The sequence below is a fragment of the Mesorhizobium sp. WSM4884 genome, from assembly GCF_029625675.1.
GTDB lineage: Bacteria > Pseudomonadota > Alphaproteobacteria > Rhizobiales > Rhizobiaceae > Mesorhizobium.
The window spans coordinates 68570-88583 of record NZ_JARTVO010000008.1 but is presented as its reverse complement, the minus strand read 5'-3'; the positions used below and the strand labels follow the sequence as shown (position 1 = coordinate 88583).

18 protein-coding genes are annotated in these 20014 nt (G+C 64.1%); 7 read left to right on the top strand and 11 right to left on the bottom strand.

Features of this window, described 5'->3' with window-relative positions; translation table 11 throughout:
• Positions 1–5: 5 nt before the first annotated feature.
• Positions 6–1454 (bottom strand): TolC family protein, encoded by a 1449-nt coding sequence (locus P9236_RS14815; protein ID WP_278075377.1) that lies wholly within the window; start codon positions 1452–1454, stop codon positions 6–8.
• Positions 1455–1757: 303 nt separating this feature from the next.
• Between P9236_RS14815 and P9236_RS14810 the strand changes: the two genes are divergently transcribed.
• Positions 1758–1985 (top strand): hypothetical protein, encoded by a 228-nt coding sequence (locus P9236_RS14810; protein WP_278075376.1) that lies wholly within the window; start codon positions 1758–1760, stop codon positions 1983–1985.
• Positions 1982–3322 (top strand): NAD(P)H-dependent oxidoreductase, encoded by a 1341-nt coding sequence (locus P9236_RS14805; protein ID WP_278075375.1) that lies wholly within the window; start codon positions 1982–1984, stop codon positions 3320–3322. Before P9236_RS14810 ends, P9236_RS14805 begins: the two co-directional genes overlap by 4 nt.
• Here the strand turns inward: P9236_RS14805 and proC are convergent.
• Together proC and P9236_RS14795 are read right to left on the bottom strand one after the other, a co-directional pair.
• The gene (gene proC, locus P9236_RS14800; RefSeq protein WP_278075374.1) at positions 3297–4112 is read right to left on the bottom strand and encodes a pyrroline-5-carboxylate reductase; all 816 of its coding nucleotides are present in this window, start codon (positions 4110–4112) and stop codon (positions 3297–3299) included. The genes P9236_RS14805 and proC overlap by 26 nt on opposite strands.
• Before the next feature lie 59 nt (positions 4113–4171).
• On the bottom strand, positions 4172–4564 hold the full coding sequence (locus P9236_RS14795) for a hypothetical protein (protein ID WP_278075373.1): 393 nt from the start codon (positions 4562–4564) through the stop codon (positions 4172–4174).
• A 497-nt stretch (positions 4565–5061) separates the two neighbouring features.
• Between P9236_RS14795 and folD the strand changes: the two genes are divergently transcribed.
• The 3 genes from folD (at position 5062) to P9236_RS14780 (ending at position 8726) form a co-directional block, all read left to right on the top strand.
• Entirely contained in the window at positions 5062–5961 is a 900-nt protein-coding gene (folD, locus tag P9236_RS14790) for a bifunctional methylenetetrahydrofolate dehydrogenase/methenyltetrahydrofolate cyclohydrolase FolD (RefSeq protein ID WP_278075584.1), read from the top strand.
• Positions 5962–5977: 16 nt separating this feature from the next.
• Positions 5978–6976 carry a GlxA family transcriptional regulator gene (locus P9236_RS14785; protein ID WP_278075372.1) on the top strand — a complete coding sequence of 333 codons (999 nt, stop codon included), beginning with the start codon at positions 5978–5980 and terminating at the stop codon, positions 6974–6976.
• Between the two features lie 88 nt (positions 6977–7064).
• Positions 7065–8726 carry a VWA domain-containing protein gene (locus P9236_RS14780; protein WP_278075371.1) on the top strand — a complete coding sequence of 554 codons (1662 nt, stop codon included), beginning with the start codon at positions 7065–7067 and terminating at the stop codon, positions 8724–8726.
• A gap of 69 nt (positions 8727–8795) precedes the next feature.
• On the opposite strand, the gene edd is transcribed toward P9236_RS14780, so the two are convergent.
• The 3 genes from edd to zwf form a co-directional block, all read right to left on the bottom strand.
• Positions 8796–10619, bottom strand: a complete 1824-nt coding sequence (gene edd / locus P9236_RS14775; RefSeq protein WP_278075370.1) for a phosphogluconate dehydratase — start codon at positions 10617–10619, stop codon at positions 8796–8798.
• Positions 10620–10682: 63 nt separating this feature from the next.
• Entirely contained in the window at positions 10683–11399 is a 717-nt protein-coding gene (gene pgl / locus P9236_RS14770; protein ID WP_278075369.1) for a 6-phosphogluconolactonase, read from the bottom strand.
• On the bottom strand, positions 11381–12850 hold the full coding sequence (zwf, locus tag P9236_RS14765; protein WP_278075368.1) for a glucose-6-phosphate dehydrogenase: 1470 nt from the start codon (positions 12848–12850) through the stop codon (positions 11381–11383). The genes pgl and zwf overlap by 19 nt, the downstream gene beginning before the upstream one ends.
• Before the next feature lie 280 nt (positions 12851–13130).
• Between zwf and P9236_RS14760 the strand changes: the two genes are divergently transcribed.
• Complete coding sequence (locus P9236_RS14760; RefSeq protein WP_278075367.1) at positions 13131–13877, top strand: SDR family oxidoreductase; 747 nt, start codon at positions 13131–13133, stop codon at positions 13875–13877.
• Positions 13878–13994: 117 nt separating this feature from the next.
• Here the strand turns inward: P9236_RS14760 and P9236_RS14755 are convergent, their stop codons facing one another.
• The 4 genes from P9236_RS14755 to P9236_RS14740 form a co-directional block, all read right to left on the bottom strand.
• Positions 13995–14870 carry an SH3 domain-containing protein gene (locus P9236_RS14755; RefSeq protein WP_278075366.1) on the bottom strand — a complete coding sequence of 292 codons (876 nt, stop codon included), beginning with the start codon at positions 14868–14870 and terminating at the stop codon, positions 13995–13997.
• A 258-nt stretch (positions 14871–15128) separates the two neighbouring features.
• Positions 15129–16415, bottom strand: a complete 1287-nt coding sequence (locus P9236_RS14750) for an FAD-binding oxidoreductase (protein WP_278075365.1) — start codon at positions 16413–16415, stop codon at positions 15129–15131.
• Positions 16416–16514: 99 nt separating this feature from the next.
• Positions 16515–16883, bottom strand: coding sequence for a four helix bundle protein (locus P9236_RS14745; RefSeq protein ID WP_278075364.1), 369 nt, complete (start codon positions 16881–16883; stop codon positions 16515–16517).
• A 33-nt stretch (positions 16884–16916) separates the two neighbouring features.
• On the bottom strand, positions 16917–18350 hold the full coding sequence (locus tag P9236_RS14740) for a glutamine synthetase family protein (RefSeq protein ID WP_278075363.1): 1434 nt from the start codon (positions 18348–18350) through the stop codon (positions 16917–16919).
• 264 nt (positions 18351–18614) lie between these two features.
• Here P9236_RS14740 and P9236_RS14735 point away from each other — a divergent pair, with 264 nt between their 5' ends.
• A complete protein-coding gene (locus P9236_RS14735) occupies positions 18615–19328 on the top strand; it encodes an HAD family hydrolase (RefSeq protein ID WP_278075362.1) in 714 nt (237 codons plus the stop codon).
• A gap of 138 nt (positions 19329–19466) precedes the next feature.
• Here the strand turns inward: P9236_RS14735 and P9236_RS14730 are convergent, their stop codons facing one another.
• Positions 19467–19883 (bottom strand): response regulator, encoded by a 417-nt coding sequence (locus P9236_RS14730; protein WP_278075361.1) that lies wholly within the window; start codon positions 19881–19883, stop codon positions 19467–19469.
• Positions 19884–20014 lie beyond the last annotated feature (131 nt).

Sequence of the window (20014 nt, the reverse complement as noted above, 5' to 3'; positions counted from 1 at the left end):
ATCGGCTACTTCTTCCTGACCGGCGCGAGGATGTCGAACGGCACGTCGTTCTTCTGCTCCGACGGCGTCCGCGCATAGGTTTCGGTATCGGCCGTTTCCGGCACGCCGAATTCCGTCCGCGCGTAGGCCGCGGCCTGCTTGGCCGGCTGGATGTTCATCGTCTTCAGCAACTGCCCGGTCGCGGCCAGCAGCCGGTATTCGGCAAACAGCGACGCATAGGACGAGGTATCGGCCAGCGTTGCAGTGTTGAAACGGGTGTTCTGTGCGTCGAGCACGTCGAGCAGCGAGCGCTGTCCGACCTTGAACTGCTCGCGGTAGGAAGCAACCAGCTTCTCGTTGGTGGCAGCCTGCAGCCGCAGCGTCTGCGCCAGTTCCGCCTGGCGGAAGCGGCGGTCCCACGATGTGCGGACGGCTTCCTCGATCTCGCGCAGCACCTGATGCAGCGCGAGACGCTGCTCGCTGGTGCGGCGGATCTGCTCCTGCTCGTTGGCTTTGTCGATGCCTCCGCGATAGAGGTTCCAGCGCAGCACGACCCGAGCCTGCAGGTCGCTGGTGTCGCCATTGTCGCCGTCGATGTCATATCCGCCCCTGGCGACACCCTCGGCGGTGATCGTGGGGCCGTATTTCGCCCGCGCGGCGTCGACCAGCGATGCGGCGGCGTCGATGTCGCTGTTGGCCATATGCACGCGTGGATTGTTCTGCCGGGCAAGCCCGATCGCGTCGTCGAGCGAGCGCGGCAGCGCGCCGGCCACATCGGCGGGCCGCGACGGATTGGTCAGCGGCTTGCCGACATTCTTGAAGAAGCGGATCTTGGCCGCCTCCAATTCTTCCGTTGCCTCCTGCATCCGCGCCTTGGCGGCATAAAGGCGCTCCTCGGCCTGCTGCCGGTCGGCATCGTTGAGCGCGCCGCCCGCGATGCCCTGCTTGATGTCGCCGAGGATGGACTGATGGAAGGCGAGGTTCTTCTTCGCTTCGGCGACGATCGACGCCTGCAGCATGTATTCGAGATAGTCCTGGACGACCGCAAGCCCGATGAATTCGGACCGCTCCAGCACCCTAAAGGAAGCTCCGTCCACGCGCGAGGCCTGCCGGTTCAATTCGGCCCGCCTTGCCCCGCTGTCATAAAGCGTCTGCGAAACGGTGAGGTCCGCCTCGTTCGGGTAGAGAGCGTCGTGCTGTTCGTCGAGCGCGCGCCGGGAGGAATTGTCCAGGCGGCGAACGCCGGTCGACGCTTCCAGATCGACGCTGGGAAGGTAGAGGCCTTTTGCCTGGCGCAGCTCGAATTCGATGGCTTCGCGGTTTTCGATCGCCTGCCCAATCTCAGGATTGGACTCGACGGCGACTGCTACAGCTTCCTTGAGTGTGAGTGCGCTGGCGCTTCCGCAAGCCAGCATAGACGCCGTCATGGCGAGCGCAAAGCGCCAGCCGACGGTAACTTTACCCGTCCTGGTCATTTCTACCCCGTAACTATCCCCGCGCCTTATTGTTTTTCTAGACGCTTATTTGCCCAAGCCTGCCACCGGAGCTTTCGGGCAGTATCTAACAGATTTTTCGGGGATGTGAGCGCTTATTGATTTTGGCACCTCTAAAAGCGGGGATTCCGGCCATTAGTCCGATCGGTTGTAGCAAAAATAGCACAGAAACGGTGCCCGCCTGGATCCCGATTCCGCCGAAAACGACTGCAATCATAAGTTTTGTTAACCATTTGCGGGTCCGCAAAGGGATTCGCGCGAAAGCCGCCCGGCAGCTGGCGCCCCTTGCCGGCAAAAACACCGTTTGGTGTCGACCTGGCCATTTTCTCCCTCGGAAAATCGGGCCTTTCCAAGACTCGAGCATATCGCGAAGGCCGCGAATCCGCTGCGAAAAAACTGCTCGGGTTGTGCGCGGCGCGCACCGGAAATTGCCATGACCGGCTGGTTTTGTTGGCAAACGGGGATCGTTCCCTGTATTGCGGGCTGAAGCAAAGCATGGACGTTCTTGTATGACAAATGTCGCCCTGACCGGGCTTGCCCGCGATCTCGCCCGGCGCGCCGCCGAGGGCCGTCCCGTGCGCATCGGCGTCATCGGCTCCGGCGAGATGGGCACCGACCTGGTGACGCAGGGCATGCTGATGCCCGGCATTTCGGTAGCGGCCATCTCCACGCGCCGCCCGCACACGGCCCGTGACGCGATTCGCATCGCCTATGGCGACGATGCGATGGCCGCCGAAGCCGATACCGCCTCCAAGGTCAGCCGGGCGGTCGAGAGCGGCAGGATCGCCATCACCTCGAACGAGATGCTGGTCACCAATCCGCTGATCGATGTCGTCATCGATGCCACGGGAAAACCCGGCGTCGCCGCCGATTTCGACCTGATGGCCATGGAGCATGGCAAGCATCTGGTGATGATGAATGTTGAGGCCGACGTCACCATCGGCTGCTATCTGAAGCAGCAGGCCGACCGGCTGGGTGTCGTCTATTCGGTCGGCGCCGGCGACGAGCCGTCGAGCTGCATGGAGCTGATCGAGTTCGCCTCGGCGCTCGGCTACACCATCGTCTCGGCCGGCAAGGGCAAGAACAACCCGCTCAACCACGACGCCGTTCCCGACGACTACCGGGAAGAGGCGCTGCGCCGGAACATGAACCCGCGCATGCTGGTCGAGTTCGTCGACGGTTCGAAGACCATGGTCGAGATGTGCGCCATCGCTAATGCCACCGGCCTTGTGCCCGACGTTCCGGGCATGCATGGCCCCAAGGCCGATCGCGACCAGCTCGCCGAGGTGCTCGTCCCGCGTGAGGACGGCGGCATCCTGTCGAAAAAGGGCGTCGTCGACTACACGATCGGCAAGGGCGTGGCGCCAGGCGTCTTCGTCATCGTCGAGGCGACGCATCCGCGCGTCATCGAGCGTATGGACGATCTCCATGTCGGCCACGGCCCTTACTACAGCTTCTTCAGACCCTACCACCTGACCTCGCTGGAGGTGCCGCTGACCGCGGCCCGCATCATGCTTTACGGCAAGCCGGACATGGTGCCGCTGCCAAGGCCGGTGGCCGAGGTCTGCGCGGTCGCCAAGCGCGATCTCGCCGCAGGCGAGACCTTCGATGCCATCGGCGAGACCTGCTACCGCTCCTGGACGATGACCACCGCCGAGGCGCGCGCCAGCCGCGCCGTGCCCGTCGGGCTGCTCGAAGGCGGCAAGGTGCTGAAGCCGGTCGGGAAGGGCGAGCTGCTGACCAGCGACAATGCCGCCCCAGACAAGACGACCAGGCTTTATGCCCTGCGCAAGCTGCAGGACGAGATGCTGTACGGCGTGAGTGCTATTTCCCCAGCTCTATCGACCTGAGCCGCGCCGCTTCGACAGCGTCGGTCAAAAGCTTCGTCAGCCGGTCTTCGCCCATCAGCACGGCAAGTGCCGCGGCTGTCGTGCCGTTGGGGCTGGTCACCTGTTGGCGCAGGACGCCCGGTTCTTCGTCGCTTTCGGCGGCAAGCGAGGCGGCGCCATAGACGGTCTGCATAGCGAGCAGCTTGGCGATTTCGGTCGGCAGGCCGGCCTTCTCGGCGGCAACCGTCAGCGCCTCGATGAAATGGAAAATATAGGCCGGGCCGGAACCGGAGACCGCGGTCACCGCGTCCATGAGGCTCTCGTCGTCGATCGTCGTCACGACACCGCTGGCCGAGAGCAACTCGGCGACGAAGCGTCTGACGTCGTCCAAAACCATCGGGTTGGAAAACACCACCATCATACCCTTGCCGATCGCCGCCGGGGTGTTGGGCATGCAGCGGACAATCGGCGCGAGGTCGCCGAGGATCTCCTCGAAGGTGGCGACCGGCGTGCCGGCGGCGATGCTGACGAATGTGGTCCTGCCGTCGCCGAAGCGCTTGTAGCTCGCCGTCACGTCGCGGATCACCTGCGGTTTCACAGCGATGACGACGAGGTCGGGCACGGCATCGGCCGGAATGGCTGAGGCGTCGGCGGCGGCACCGCAGCCCAGTGCCTCGGCGCGCTTGCGCAATTCTGCTTTGGGCTCGACCACGAACACCGTCGACGGCTCGAGCTTGCCGGACTTCAGCCAGCCCGAGAGCATGGCGTAACCCATATTGCCGCAACCGGCGAGAACGAGCCTGATCGTCATGAGAACCTCCGCAAGACGGCTCTCCTTAAACGCTCGCGCGGTTAGGGAAAAGTCCAGTCTCAAGGAGATCGATCGGCCAGATCAGTTGGGACTGCGGGTCGGGAAACGGCATTGGCGTCGATATAGAACCACGACCAGACGCCGATGGTGCGCTGCGCGCCGAGCATGAACAGAACCGCGCCGGCAGCCTGCAGCGCCGTCGCCAGGATCGCCAGCACCGCGGCGCGGCCGAACTTGCCGAGGCCGTTGTTGACAATCAGCACCACCTCCACCGGCCGCCACAAGAGCGCTTCGGCGAAGACGACCGCGGCAAAGACCGGCAGCGCCACCGTGCCGGCGAAGAAGATCAGGTAGACGCCGTAGGAGGCGGCGGCGAGGACCGGCAGCGAAATCACGCCGGGGAACAGGAAACCGGCGGTGGCCGGCTTGGACCAACCTGCGCACGCCCGCAACGCGCCGCTGTCGGAGCGCGGCTTCGAGGCGCCGCCTGCGTAATGCCGTGCCTATTCCCGTCAGCCGGACTATACGCTGTCGGCGGGACCCTCCGAGGATGTCTACGCCTCGTCGTCGACGCCTTTCCAACAATCGCCAGTCGCCGAAGAGCGCACTCCCCAGCCGATCAGCAGGGCCAGATCGACGAGATCCGCGCCAGCCTGCGCGAGTTCCGCGAGGCGGTGCGCGACCTGACCGAAAGCCGCTCCCGCCGCCGCTATTTCTAAAACGCCCGGTCTTCGATAGAAGCTGCCTTCGATAAAAGCTGGCTTCGATAAAAGCAGCCGGTTTCGGGTTTACGGCATCCGACGACGTTTTGACGGGATTGCGCTGTCGAATTTTCGTGAAAATGCCGCGCGGCATTCGACCGCCCGCGCCTAGCGCTGGCGGATCACGATGCTGGATCGAGGATCAGGCTGCGCGTGAGCGCGGCCGCGGAACGTGTTGAGGGTGAATGATGGCCGAAGTGATCGACGGAAAGAGTGTCGCCGAAGACGTGGTTCAGAAGGTCAAGGCACTGACCGTCGAGCTGTCGGCCAAGGGTGCGACCAGGCCCGGCCTGGCGGTGGTGATCGTCGGCGAGGATCCGGCGAGCCAGGTTTATGTCGCCTCGAAATCGCGCACGGCCAAGGAATGCGGCTTCCATTCGCTCCAGCACACGCTGCCGGCCGAGACCACCGAGGCTCAACTACTCAAGATCATCGGCGACCTCAACGCCGATCCGTCGATCCACGGCATCCTGGTGCAGCTGCCGCTGCCTGGCCACATCGACGCCGGCAAGGTCATCCAGACGATCGCGCCGGAAAAGGATGTCGACGGCTTCCATTTCATCAATGTCGGCAAGCTCGGCACTGGCGAACTGGAGACCGCCTTCGTGCCCTGCACGCCGGCTGGCTCGATGCTGTTGATCGAGCGCGTGCGCGGCAAGGACCTTTCCGGCCTCAACGCCGTGGTCGTCGGCCGCTCCAACATCGTCGGCAAGCCGATGGCCAATCTGCTGCTCGCCGCCAACTGCACCGTCACCATTGCCCATAGCCGCACCAGGGACCTGCCGGCACTCGCTCGTACCGCCGACATCCTGGTCGCCGCCGTCGGCCGTCCGGAAATGGTCAAGGGCGATTGGGTGAAGCCCGGCGCCACGGTCATCGATGTCGGCATCAACCGCATCCCCGCTCCGGAAAAGGGTGAGGGCAAGTCGCGGCTGGTCGGCGACGTCGCCTATGCCGATGCGGCCAAGGTCGCCGGCGCCATCACGCCGGTCCCCGGCGGCGTCGGACCGATGACCATTGCCATGCTGATGGCCAACACTGTAGCTTCCGCCTACCTCGCGGCTGGGTTGAAGCGGCCGTCCTTCTGATCGGAAAGCCTGATCCTTGCCGAACTTAATCGCCCCTGTGGAACGGCCGGTCACGAACGATCCCGTTCAGGGGGGGCGGCAGTTCGGCTTTCTGCTGGTCGACAAGTTCTCGATGTTCTCGCTGGCCGCGGCGATCGACTGTTTCCGCTCGGCCAACCGCCTGCTCGGCCGCGATTTTTACGGTTGGACGACGATATCGGCGGATGGCGACGCGGTCATGGCCTCCAACGGCCTGCCGCTGAAGATCGACTATTCCGTCGCCGACATGCCGCCGGTCGACATCCTGTTCGTGTCGGTCGGGCTGACCACCGAATTTCCCGGCAAGAGCAAGGTGCTGGCGGCGCTGCGCAGCTGGGGCCGCCGCGGCAACGCGCTCGGCGCGCTGTCGGTCGGCTCCTACTTGCTCGCCGAGGCCGGGCAGCTCGACGGCTATCGCTGCACCATCCACTGGGAGAACCGCGCCGGCTTCATGGAGCGCTTCCCGGACATCAACTGCACCGGCAACGTCTTCGAGATTGACCGCAAGCGCTACACTTGCGCCGGCGGCACCACCTCGATCGACCTGATGCTGGAGATCGTGCGCGGCGATTTCGGCTCCAATCTTGCCAATGGCGTCGCCAACCAGTTCCAGCACGAGCGCATCCGCTCGGCTGGCGACCGACAGCGCGTCGGCCCCGAGCGCGATCTCACCGGCAAGTCGGAAAAGCTGAGACGCATCGTCGAACTGATGGCCGACCATCTCGACGAGCCTTTGTCGGCGGTTCAGCTCGCCAAGTCGGCGGGGCTTTCGGTGCGCCAGGTCGAGCGCCTGTTCCTGCGCCACCTCAATGTGACGCCCGGCCGCTATTACATGCGGCTCAGGCTCGAGCGGGCGCGCGAATTGCTGCGCCAGACCAACATGCCGATCCTCGACGTGGCGATCGCCACCGGCTTCACCTCGCATTCCTATTTCGCGCAGAGCTACCGGCTGCAATTCGGCCGTCCGCCCTCGGAAGAGCGCCGCACCACCTACTGAGCGGCTTCGCCGGCCATTGGACTTGTCTCCAACGCCCGCCTCAAATAGCTTTCCCGGCGCGGACAGGGGGCTCACTCAGGAGATTTTCATGGCGGGACTGGCACGGAGCGTCGCTGCGGCGATCCTCCTTTTGTCGACGACCACGTTTGGCTTTGCCGCCAACAAGGTCATCATCATTCTCGACGCATCCGGCTCCATGTGGGCCCAGATCGACGGCAAGCCGAAGCTCGAGATCGCGCGCGAATCGCTGCGGACGGTGCTGCAGTCGGTGCCTGCCGACGACGAGATCGGCTTCATGGCCTATGGCCATCGCGCCAAGGGCAGTTGCGAGGATATCGAGCTGATCGTGCCGCCGCAGGCGGGTTCGGCGAGCGCGATTTCGGCTGCCGCCGACAGCATGAAATTCCTCGGCAAGACGCCGCTGACGGCGGCCGTCAAGCAGGCGGCCCAGGCGCTGAAATACACCGAGGACAAGGCCACCGTCGTCCTCATCACCGATGGGCTGGAGACCTGCGGCGGCGATCCTTGCGCGCTCGGCAAGGAACTGAAGGAAACCGGCGTCGACTTCACCGCCGACGTGGTCGGCTTCGGCCTGACCGCCGACGAGGGCAAGCAGATCGCCTGCCTCGCCGAAAATACCGGCGGTAAATACATCCAGGCCTCCGACGAGAAGGCGCTGCAAGAGGCGCTCGTCGAAACCGTCGCGGCGCCGGCTCCCGCGCCAGAGCCCACCCCGGCTCCCGCACCGGCGCCAGCGCCCGAACCCGCCAAGCCTGAATTCAATTTCATGCCGAGCGTGGTCATGGCCGAGGGCGGCGATCCGATCACCGATGGCAATGCCTGGGAGATTTACAAAGCCGCGGCCGATGGCTCGCGCGGCGATCAGGTCATGACCGAGTATGGTGAGCTCAAGACCAACCTCGAGCCGGGCGACTACATCGTCGTCGGCCGCGACGACGAGGCAAGGAGCGAGCAGAAGATCAAAATAGAGGCCGGTCAGGTCTACAAGCCGCTGTTCACGCTGAACGGCGGCACCTTGGTCATCCATCCGCATGCGAGCCAGGGCTCGGAGATCAGCGGCGAGGCGCGCGTTGACTTCGCCTATCCGGGCGGCAGCACCACCCACTATGGCGACGCCAAGGCGACCGTGCCGGCGGGTGAGCAGAAGGTGACGGTGCAGATCGGCGCCGGCAGCGCGATCGAGACCGTCCAGCTTGCCGCCGGGCAGACCGTCGAGAAGGACGTCGTCGTCGGCGTCGGCCACGCCGTGCTCAACGCCTTCTACACCGCCGGCGGCGACAAGGCCGACAATTCCGGCATCGGCTTCGAGATCGTCAAGGCGAAGAAGAAGATCGATGGCAGTCGCGAGAGTGTCGAGCACTCTTATGGCGCCGACAGCAAGTTCTGGTTGCCGCCGGACGATTATGTCGCCATCACCACGCTCGATCTTGCCGTCTCGGAACAGCCCTTCAGCATCAAGGCCGGCGACAACCAGGACATCAAAGTCACGCTGGATGCCGGCGTGCTGGCGATGTCGGCGCCCGGCGCCTATTCGATCGAGATACTGTCGTTGAAGAAGGACATCGAGGGCAAGCGCAAGTCGCTGGGCTTGAGCTATGGCGACAGCTGGCAGCAGACAGTTCCTGCCGGCGACTATGTCGTCGTTCGGCACATGTCGGCTGAAGGCCAGGAGAAGGAAGTGCCGGTGACGATCAAGGCCGGCGAGCGGACTGAGGTCACCGTTCAATAGACATCGCGGTCCGTGACCAAAGAAAAAGGGCGGCTTTGAACCGCCCTTTTTGAGCGCTTAGGGAAGCCGTCAGGCGTTTGCGAAGGCGGCGGCGCCGTGGTCGGCACGGCCGACCAGCTGCCGGAAGCCGGCGAACAGCTCTCGGCCGAAGCCGAATTCGTTGCCGATGAGGTCGGCATCGGCCGTGCGGCGCAGCGCGAGTTCCGTCCCCGGCATCAGCACTTCCAGCGTGCCGGCATCGGCGTCGAGCCGGATGATGTCGCCGTCGTGTATCCTGGCGATCGGTCCGTCCTCGACCGCTTCCGGCGTCACATGGATCGCCGCCGGCACCTTGCCGGAGGCGCCCGACATGCGCCCGTCCGTCACCAGCGCGACGCGCTGGCCGCGGTCCTGCAGGACGCCGAGCACGGTGGTCAGCTTGTGCAGCTCCGGCATGCCGTTGGCCTTCGGTCCCTGGAAGCGGATGACGGCGACGAAGTCGCCGGTGAGCGTGCCGGCCTTGAAGGCATCGTTCAACCCCTGCTGGCTGTCGAACACCTTGGCCGGCGCCTCGATGATGCGGCGCTCGGGCTTGACGGCCGAGGTCTTGATGACGGCATGGCCGAGATTGCCGGCAAGCACCTTCAGTCCGCCGGTCGGCTGGAACGCTTTCTTGAACGGCGCCAGCACCTTCTCGTCGCCGCTCTTGAGCGGTGCCGCCTCGCGCGCGACGCTTCCATCGGCGCCGAGCTTCGCCTCGACCGCATAGGGCCGCAGGCCTTCGCCCCAGACGGTCTGCACGTCCTCATGCAGGATGCCTTCATCGAGCAGCTCGCGGATCAGGAAGCCGAGCCCGCCCGCGGCGTGGAAATGGTTCACGTCGGCAAGTCCATTGGGGTAGACGCGGGCTAGCAGCGGCACCGCTTCCGACAAGTCGGAGATATCCTGCCAGGTCAGCGCGATGCCGGCTGCCGCGGCCATCGCGATCAGATGGATGGTGTGGTTGGTCGAGCCGCCGGTCGCGTGCAGGCCGACCACGCCATTGACGATCGAGCGCTCGTCGATCATGCGACCGACCGGCGTATAGGCATTGCCGAGCGCGGTGATCGCCAGCGCGCGCTTCGCCGCCTCCTTGGTCAGCGCGTCGCGCAACGGCGTGCCCGGATTGACGAAGGAGGCGCCGGGCATGTGCAGGCCCATGATCTCCATCAGCATCTGGTTGGAATTGGCGGTGCCGTAGAAGGTGCAGGTGCCCGGCCCGTGATAGGATTTGGACTCCGCCTCGAGCAGTTCGGCGCGGCCTGCCTTGCCCTCTGCATAGAGCTGGCGGACCTTGGCCTTCTCGTCGTTCGGCAAGCCCGACGTCATCGGTCCGGCCGGGATGAAGACGGCCGGCAGGTGCCCGAAGGTGAGCGCCGCGATCACCAGCCCGGGCACGATCTTGTCGCAGACGCCGAGGAAGACGGCGGCATCGAACATGTTGTGCGAGAGGCCGATCGCCGCCGCCATGGCGATCACGTCGCGCGAGAACAGCGACAGTTCCATGCCCGGCTGGCCTTGCGTGACGCCGTCGCACATCGCCGGCACGCCGCCGGCGACCTGGGCGATGCCGCCGGCCTCACGTGCCGCTTCCTTGATCAGCGCCGGAAACGTTTCGAAGGGCTGATGCGCCGACAGCATGTCGTTGTAGGAGGTGATGATGCCAAGGTTGGGCACGCGGTCGCCGCCGAGCGCGACTTTCTCCGACGGGCTGCAGACGGCAAAGCCGTGAGCGAGGTTGCCGCAGGACAGCACCGCCCGGTTGGCGGCGCGGCCGGATGCCTCCGCGATGCGGCCGAGATAGGCCTCGCGGCCGGCTTTCGAGCGTTGGCGGATGCGTTCCGTGATGGTTTCGATATCGCGTCTGGCTGTCATGACTGGTCCTTTCGAGCCCCGGAAACGTCCTCCCACAGCCTCCGGGGCTGCCTCTTCGTGAAATCAGGGTGCCCAGAACACCTCTACCGGTATTGGCGCCGCCTCGAGCACTTCGCGGATGGGCTTTTTCACGCCCGCTCCCATCGCGCCGTCGAAGGCCGTTCGCTTGTCCTCTCCCTCGATGTGGAGCGCGATGAAGCCGGCGGCAACGATCCGCGCCATCGAAAGCGTCAGCCGCGGCTCGCCTGCGCTCGGTGCCTGCACCGGCAGCACGATCCGCTGCGACGACGGGTCGAGCAATTCAGCGAGATTGTCCGCATCGGGAAAGAAGGAGGCCGTGTGGCCGTCGCCGCCCATGCCGAGCACCACGACGTCGAGCGGCCATGCCAATGATTGCAGGGCCTCGCTGTCCGAGGCGGCTGCGTCCTCGATGCTCGCCGCTTCATGGTAAAGGGGCACGAAATGCGCGGCTGCGGCCTTGTTCTGGAGCAGGTTGGCAGCCACCAGCCCGGCATTCGAGCGCGGCGAGGAGGGCGGCACGAAACGCTCGTCGACCAGCGTCACCGTGACCTTGTCCCAGGCGATCGGGATCGAGGAGAGGGCGGCGAAGAACCTTGCCGGCGTCGTGCCGCCGGATACGGCGAGCAGCGCCGTGCCGCGCTCGGCAATCGCTTTGGTCAACCGGGCCGCGACGTTGCCGGCAAGGGCGGCCGCCAGCTGCTGCCGGTCGGCGAAGCCGTCCCAGTTATAGGCAGGCTGGCTCAGTTGCTCTCGTGCCATGTCCGTCCGTCACGTTCGATCAGCGCGATGGAGGCCGATGGCCCCCAGGTGCCGGCCGTATAGCCCTGCGCTTCCTGCCGGGCGCTTTCCCAGGCGTTCTGGATCGGATCGATCCACTTCCAGGCCGCCTCGACCTCGTCGCGGCGCATGAACAACGTCTGGTTGCCGCGCACCACATCCATGATCAACCGCTCATAGGCGTCCGGCGCCCGGCCCTGGAACGACTGTGCGAAACTCATGTCGAGCGATATCTGGCGCAGCCGCATGCCGCCAGGCCCGGGATCCTTGATCATGATATACTGCTTGACGCCTTCGTCCGGCTGCAAGCGGATGACCAGCTGGTTGGGGAAGATCGGCCCGGCGCTGTCGCCGAAGATGGAATAAGGGATCGGCTTGAACTCGATGACGATTTCCGAAACGCGGGTCGCCAGACGCTTGCCGGTCCTGAGATAGAAGGGAACGCCGGCCCAGCGCCAGTTGCCGATCTCGGCCTTCACGGCAACGAAGGTCTCTGTGTTGCTGTCCTTGCCGAGCTCCTCGACATAGCCTTTGACGGGCCCACCGGCGGAGGCGCCGGCGCGATATTGGCCGCGCACGGTTTGCTTCGGCGCCTCGTTGCCGTTGATGCGCTTCAATGCCCTCAGCACCTTCAGCTTCTCGTCGCGCACGGCGTCCGCGTCCATCGACGACGGAGTTTCCATGGCGACCAGGCAAAGCAGCTGCAGGATGTGGTTCTGCACCATGTCGCGCAGCGCGCCTGCCTTGTCGTAGTAGGTGACGCGGTCCTCCAGCCCGACCGTCTCGGCCACGGTGATCTGCACGTGATCGATATGGGCGGAGTTCCACAACGGCTCGTAGAGCGCATTGGCAAAGCGCAGCGCCATCAGGTTCTGTACCGTTTCTTTGCCGAGATAGTGATCGATGCGGAAGATCTGGCTTTCGTGGAAATCGTCGCCCACCGCGTCGTTGAGGGCCCGCGCCGAGATGAGGTCCCGCCCGATCGGCTTCTCCAGCACGATGCGCGAGTTCGGCGTGATCAGCTTATGCTCTTGGAGCTGGTGCGAGATGTCGCCGAACAGCGCCGGCGCCACCGCGAGGTAAAAGGCGCGGATGCGGTCGCTGTCGCCGACGGCCTTCTTGAGCTTGTCGAAACCCACGCCACTGGTCGCATCGGCCGAAACGTAGGAAAGGCGAGCAAGAAACCGATCCAGTTCCTTGGCGTCGATATCAGCCGGCTTCACATGCCGCGATATCGCCTGCTTGGCGAAGGTCTGGAATTCGGCATCGGTCATCTTCGCGCGTGACGTGCCGATGATGCGCGTCGGCTCGGAGAACTGATGGTCGCACTGGCGATAGTAGAGCGAAGGCAGAAGCTTGCGTTCCGACAGGTCGCCGGTGCCGCCGAAAATGATGAAGTCGAAAGGGTCGACGGGGATGATCTGGCTGGTCATGGTCAGTCCGATTTGATGCCGGTCGCCGGTAGCGGGGCTGATATATTCTAATCGATTTAAATCGTCCAGTGCCATGGTGTCACATCTAGGACCAATCGCTTGCCATTGATTGGGCCCAGATGTGGCCTTGACACTGGCGCTACCGGCAGGCTTGTCGGCAAACAATGGCTTTCCGGAAGCGTTCGCGCCTGCAACATAGATCGTGAATGTGACGAAAGCTAAGGGAGAATGGCGGCGGACACCCCTCAAAGACGGGATGACTGCAATGATGGGGAAAACCATGCGTCTGGAAAACAAGGTTGCCATCATCACCGGCGCGGCGTCGGGCTTCGGCAAGGGCATGGCGAAGCGCTTCGCCGAGGAGGGCGCGCGCGTCGTCGTCGCCGACCTCAACGCCAAGGGCGCCGAGCGCGTCGCGGAGGAAATCGGCGACAGCGCGATCTGGACCCAGACCGACGTCTCGCTACGCTCCGAATTCGACGAGATGGTCTATGCCGCCAAGAGCGCTTTCGGCCGCGTCGACATCATGGTCAACAACGCCGGCTACACCCATCGCAACGGCGACATGCTCGGCGTCGACGAGGAAACCTTCGACCTGATCACAGCCGTCAACATGAAGGCGATCTACCATGCCGCCCTTGCCGTCGTGCCGATCATGGATCGGCAGGGCGGCGGCGTCATTCTGACCACGGCCTCGACGGCCGGCATCAGGCCGCGGCCGGGCCTCACCTGGTACAATGCCTCCAAGGGCTGGGCGATCACCGCCACCAAGTCGATGGCGGTCGAACTCGCCCCGAAGAATATCCGCGTCAACTGCCTTTGCCCGGTCGCCGGCGAGACCGGCATGCTGGAGAAGTTCATGGGCGCCGATACGCCGGAGATCCGCGAAAAATTCCGCGCCACGATCCCGCTCGGCCGGCTCTCGACGCCGCTCGACATCGCCAACGCGGCACTCTGGCTTGCTTCGGACGAAGCCGCCTTCATTACCGGCGTGGCGCTGGAAGTCGATGGTGGGCGCTGCATCTGATCCGCCCCAGCGCGACAGGGCTTTGGCGTTCCGGCCGGCTTCAGCCGGAGCAATTCCAGGGAAAGCGCGCAACGGTCTTCGTCCGGAATCGCTAAAAACAGACACTTTGAAGGCGGATCAGGCGCCGGTCTTGACGTAGGTCTTGTAGATCCAGCCGCGCTTGCCGTTATAGACGATCTCGCACCATTTCTTGCAGCTCACCACCTGCACCGATGCCTTTGCCGGCACCGTGACGATTGCGGCGGCGCCTTTCTTCGGGCCGGTGCGCATGGTGACTGCCCTAAGGATGCGTCCATTGGCGGCAGCGCTGACTTTCTGCTCGTTTGGCTTTGTCGCGGCGTCATTTTCGTCGCCGGCCGGCTGAGCCTCTGGAACCTGTGGCTTTGCGTCGGGGATAGCTGCTGTCTGGGCGCCATCCATCTTGTCGTCCGGCTGCTTTTCATCCACCGATTGCTCAGCCGCCGCAACTTTCGACAGGGCCGTCGAGGCATCGGTCTCGGCAACGGAATCGGCGAAGGCGGCAACGGTCGGCTTCTGCTCCGCCGGCGGCTTGGCAGCCGGAGGGGGTGAAGCGGGCGCAGCCCCGGCCGATGCTGGCTCGGCTCCCGCGCCGGTCCAGCGCGGGCTGTTGGCTGCCAGCGCCGGGATGGCGGCTTCGCGAGCGGCGGTGACCGACGAAACCGCGTCGGCCTTGCGCGCGGCTTGCGGCGCGGCGGCGACGCTGACTGCGCTTGCGGCGGCCGGGGCGATTTTCGTCGTCTTGACCGGGATTGCAGGCACGCTTTGCTCAGCGCTCGCCTGCCGCTCGTTGGCCGGCAGGGCCAGCCAAAGCGCTACCGCCGCCACACCGAGTAGCGCCGCAGTACCGACAGCCGCTATCACAAGATGCGCGTTCGACCGCAGTCCCTGCCAGAACGAGGGCCGCATGTCGTAACCGAACTGCACTGCAAAGCGCCGTCGTTCCGGTGCACCGAAACTGAAGGGCACGTTCACTTAGACCACCTCCAACAACCGGGCCGACGTTCTTTCGATCTTGCCGCAAGAAGTTCGCGGCTGAACGGCATCGGTCCCGAAATTTCAGCGGGCAGGCCCGCGCAAATCCCCGTTTTATCGCCCAGAACCGGCATCCTTTACCGCCGATTATGGCATCACTGCGCCTTTTTGCGAAATTCTGTGCGTTCGTTAAGGATTCTGCAACGTGCCGTAAGGGAAGCGGACTTGTCGAATCAACAGCTTCCGCAGCGTCCCGCTTCAGATCCTGTCGCGCAGCGCGAACCAGTTGAGCGCCAGAAACAACAGCGGCGCGCGGAAACGACGACCGCCCGGGAAGGCGGGAATCTTCAGATCCTCGATAAGCTTCAGCCGATCGCGATTGCCGGCGACCGTCTCGGCATAGAGCTTGCCGAAGAAGTTGGCCAGCATGACGCCATGGCCGGAATAACCGCCCATCGAGATCACGTTCGGCATCACCTCGCGCACGAAGGGTTTCCTCGGCATGGTGATGCCGACATAGCCGCCCCAGCCATGCGTGATCTCGACGTCCTTCAGCGCTGGGTAGAGCTCGGCGATCTGCCGGCGGATGTGGATATGGATGTCCTTTGGATCGTTGACGGCATAGACTTCGCGGCCGCCGAACAAAAGCCGCCCGTCCCTCGACTTGCGGAAGTAGCGCACGACGAAGCGGGAGTCGTCCACCGACTCGCCTCCCGGCAGCACCTTGGATTGTGTTCCGAGCGGTACGGTCGCGCCGATGAAGGAGCCGATCGGCATGATGTGGGACGCGCTCACCGGCTCCAGATTGCCGCCATAGGCGTTGACCGCGATCAGGCATTTCTCGGCCGATATCGTGCCCTTCGGCGTCGTTACCTTCACCTTGCCGCCGCCGCAGGCGATGCCGGTCGAAGGCGTCCGCTCGAACAGGTGTGCGCCGGCCGCGGCAGCCACCCTTGCCGTGCCGATCACCAGCTTCAACGGGTGGATGTGCCCGGTGCCGGTGTCGCGGGTGCCGCCGAAATAGCGCGTCGAGCCCAGCCGTTCCGCCGTCTCGCCGGCGCCCATGAAGGCGATGTGCGGATAGCCGAAGCGGCTCGCCATGATCTCGGCATGGCGCTTGTAGTCGTCGACATAGCGTCGCTTGTGCGCAACCGACAATTGGCCCGGCATGTAGTCGATCTCGATTTCGTTGGCGGCGGCGAAATCCAGCAGATGCGCCTTGGCTTCTTCCGCGAGATCGAACAGCGCCTTGGCGCGCGAGAGGCCGTATTCGGCTTCAAGTTCTTCCGCCCAAGCGCGCTGGCCGGTGCCGAGCTGACCGCCATTGCGCCCCGACGCGCCGTCGCCGAAACGGTACGCATCGATCAGCGCGACATTCATGCCGGCCTTCGCCAGATGTGCCGCCGCCGAAAGACCGGTGAAGCCGCCGCCGATTATGACGACATCGCAAGTCCGGTCGCCGTCCAGAGCCGGATATTCGGGGCGGGTTCCGACCGTGTCCTCATACCAGGAGCGGCCGGGGGAAATGGGAGATTGGTAGGCCATAGTTCGATTGGCAGTAGGACAGTAGGGCAGTAGGGCAGTAGGGCAGTAGGGCAGTAGGGCAGTAGGGCAGTAGGGCAGTAGGGCAGTAGGGCAGTAGGGCTAGTCGTTCGACAGCTTGCGGATGAGAAGACGTAACAGCTTCCCTACGCTTTCGGTGCGTGTCATCAACGATTCGACAGTTTCGGAAGCGACGATCCCAATTCGTTGAGCGATGAGAAGATGGGTCTCCAACTCCTTCGGTGATCCTTGGGCAATCCGGAGAAATTGCTGGTAGGTGGCACGGCTCTCTCTGCCGTAGGCTTCAGCGAGATTCGCGGGGACGGAAGTCGCAGCTCGTCGTGTCTGAGCGGTCAGCCCATAGAGTTCCTCCTTGGGCCAGGATTTTGTCGCTTCATATGTCGAGGTTGCTAGGTCCATGGCCTGCTGCCAAACGACCAACTCCCGGTACGACTCGATCTTTGCTGCCATCCCTACTGCCTTACTGCCCTATTGCCTTACTCCCTAAACATTCAGCAGCAGATACTCCCGCTCCCACGGGCTGATCACTTCCATGAAGGTCTCGAATTCCGCCCGCTTGATCGCCGCGTAGGTTGCGGCGAAGGATTTTCCGAGGATGGCGCCGAGTTCCTTGTCGCTTTCGAACAGGTCGACGGCCTCGAGAAGGTTGCGCGGCAGGTCGATCTCATCCTCGTTGGCGGTGGTGAGCACCGGCGCCGACGCCTTTTCCTTGTGCGTCATGCCGATCAGCCCGCAGGCAAGCGAGGCGGCGAGCGCCAGATAGGGATTGGCATCGGACGACGGGATGCGGTTTTCGACGCGCCGCGCCCCGGGGTCGGATCGCGGCACGCGGAAGGCCGTCGTGCGGTTGTCGTAGCCCCACTTGGTGTTGACCGGCGCGGAGGCCGCCTGCGTCAGCCGGCGGTAGGAATTGACGTAAGGCGCGAACATCACCAGCGCGTTCGGCACATGCTTCTGCATGCCGCCGATGAAATGGAAGAACGCGTCTGTCTCGGAACCGTCCTCGGTCGAGAAGATGTTTCTGCCGGTCTTCTTGTCGACCACCGACTGATGGATGTGCATCGCCGAGCCCGGCTGCCCCTGGATCGGCTTGGCCATGAAAGTGGCGTAGATCTCGTGCTTCAGCGCCGCCTCGCGGATCGTGCGCTTGAACATGAAGACCTGGTCGGCGAGTTCGATCGGGTTGCCGTGGCGCAGGTTGATCTCGAGCTGGCCGGCGCCTTCCTCGTGGATCAACGTGTCGATCTCCAGGCCCTGCCGCTCGGAGAAATGATAGATGTCGTCGATCAGCTCGTCGAACTCGTTGACGCCGGCGATCGAGTAGCCGGCGCCGCCGCCGATCGGCCTACCCGAGCGCCCGACGGGCGGCGTCAGCGGATAGTCCGGGTCGGGGTTCTTGCGCACCAGGTAGAACTCGATCTCGGGCGCCACCACCGGCCTCAGGCCACGGTCGTCATAGGCGGCCAGCACGCGCTTCAGCACATTGCGCGGCGTGAACTCGACGGACCGGCCATCCTGGTGGACGAGGTCGCAGATCACCGCCGCGGTCGGATCCTCTTCCCAAGGCACCGCGGTCAGCGTCGACAGATCGGGAAGCAGCTTCAGGTCGCCGTCATCCTCCGGATAGTGGAAGCCGTTGCCGTCTTCCGGGTAGCCGCCGGAAATCGTCGTCATGAACACCGCCGAAGGCAGCGCCAGCGAAGTGTTGGAGGTGAATTTCTTCGACGGCATCATCTTGCCGCGGGCGACGCCGGCCTGGTCCGGCGTGATGCATTCGATGTCCTCGATGCCGCGCCATTCCAGCCAGGCGCTGGCTTCTTTCCAATTCTTCACACCGCGTTCGTTTTTCAGGAAGGCAGGCGTGCGGGCGCGTCCCCCCCGGCTCGACGGACGGACTTCCTTTTTTTCAGGCGGCATCATTCACCAGATTGTGTTGCGGATTTCGAAGTATAGCCGGGCGTCACCGGGGAAGGGAAGGGGAGGCCGCCAAAGCGCGTCGCGTCGAAACGGATTCGAGCGACGCGCGTCAAACTCTTGTTTTTATGTATGTCGTTCGCCCAAAACCGCTGCGCAGCTTTGGGCGACGTGCATTAAATCGCCTCGGGCGGGTAACCATCTTCAGACTGGCGGCGCGGTGCAACAACGTCTACACCACCCGCTTGCAAGGAACGGTGTCCACTTATGTCCGTCCCCCATTTGACGACGATCGGCTTCGATGCCGACGACACGCTGTGGCAGAACGAGCAGTTCTTCCGCATGACCGAGCAGCGCTTTGTCGCGATGCTTGCCGAACACGGCGAGGCAGGCCAGGTCTCGGCAAGCTTGCTTGAAGCCGCAAGGCGCAATCTCGGCCTCTATGGCTTCGGCATAAAGAGTTTCACGCTGTCGATGATAGAAACGGCGATCGAGGTTACCAAAGGTCGAGTTCCAGCCTCGACAATTGCCGAAATACTGGCCGCCGGCCGGGACATGCTCAGTCACCCGATCGAGCCGCTGCCGCATGCGCGTGAGACGGTCGAAAGGCTCGCCGGTGCCTATCGCGTGGTGCTGATCACCAAGGGCGATCTTCTCGACCAGGAGCGTAAGCTTGCGCAGTCGGGAATGGGCGATCTCTTCGATGCCGTCGAGATCGTCAGCGACAAAAGCGCCGACACCTATGCCCGCATCTTCAGCCGCCATGGTGACGGTCCGCAGAACAGCATGATGGTTGGCAATTCTCTGAGGTCCGACGTGGTTCCCGCCATCGAGGCCGGCGGCTGGGGCATCCATGTGCCGCACGAATTGACCTGGGCGGTCGAACATGCCGAGGCGCCCGTTGCAGCGCCGCGTTTTCGCGAGATCGCAAATCTCGGCGAGTTGCCGGGGCTGGTCGAGGCGATCGCAAAAGCTGGCTGAACGCTGCTCCAGCCTAAGCAATTCCAGGAAAAGTGTGTAACGGTCGGGCTCGGCGACTTCGCCGTAGCCTTCCGTCCGGAATTGCGTCAAAACAAAGAGATAGAGCGGCTCGGCGTTTCCGTGAAACGGTAAACCGCTCTAGCAGCGGCCGACCAGGCGATCGATCACTGGTTGCAGCCTTTCAGGCGTGATCGGCTTGGCAACCACAGCGTCGACCACGCTCGCCAGGCCGAGGCTGTCCGGAGTGCCATTCCTGGTTGAAAGCAGGATCACGGAGGGCAGCGCCTTGCCGGAAGCGCGCCGCAGCGCGTCGATGCCGGACAGCAGCCTGTCGCAATCCTTGTCGTCGGGGCCGCCGTCGACGATGACCGCGCCAGGAATCTGGCTGGCCAGCGCCTTCTCGGCCGTCTCGGGCGGCTCCGAAATCGGCTTCAGACCGCATCTTTCCACGATCTTCGACACGACAACCCGGTTGATCGATGATTTGCCGACCACAAGCACCTTGGAGAAATCCGCCGGCAGCCGGGCTGCCGCGCCGCGGTCCGCCGGTTTCACTGGGTTTGGAGAGTCGTCACGGTTGGTGGGACACATGTCTGGCGGGCGCTCTGGTTCAATGCAGGGTTGAAACCTGAGCCAATTGGCGCGAGATCGCCAGCGGTGTCAAGGAGAAATAGTGGAAAATGAGA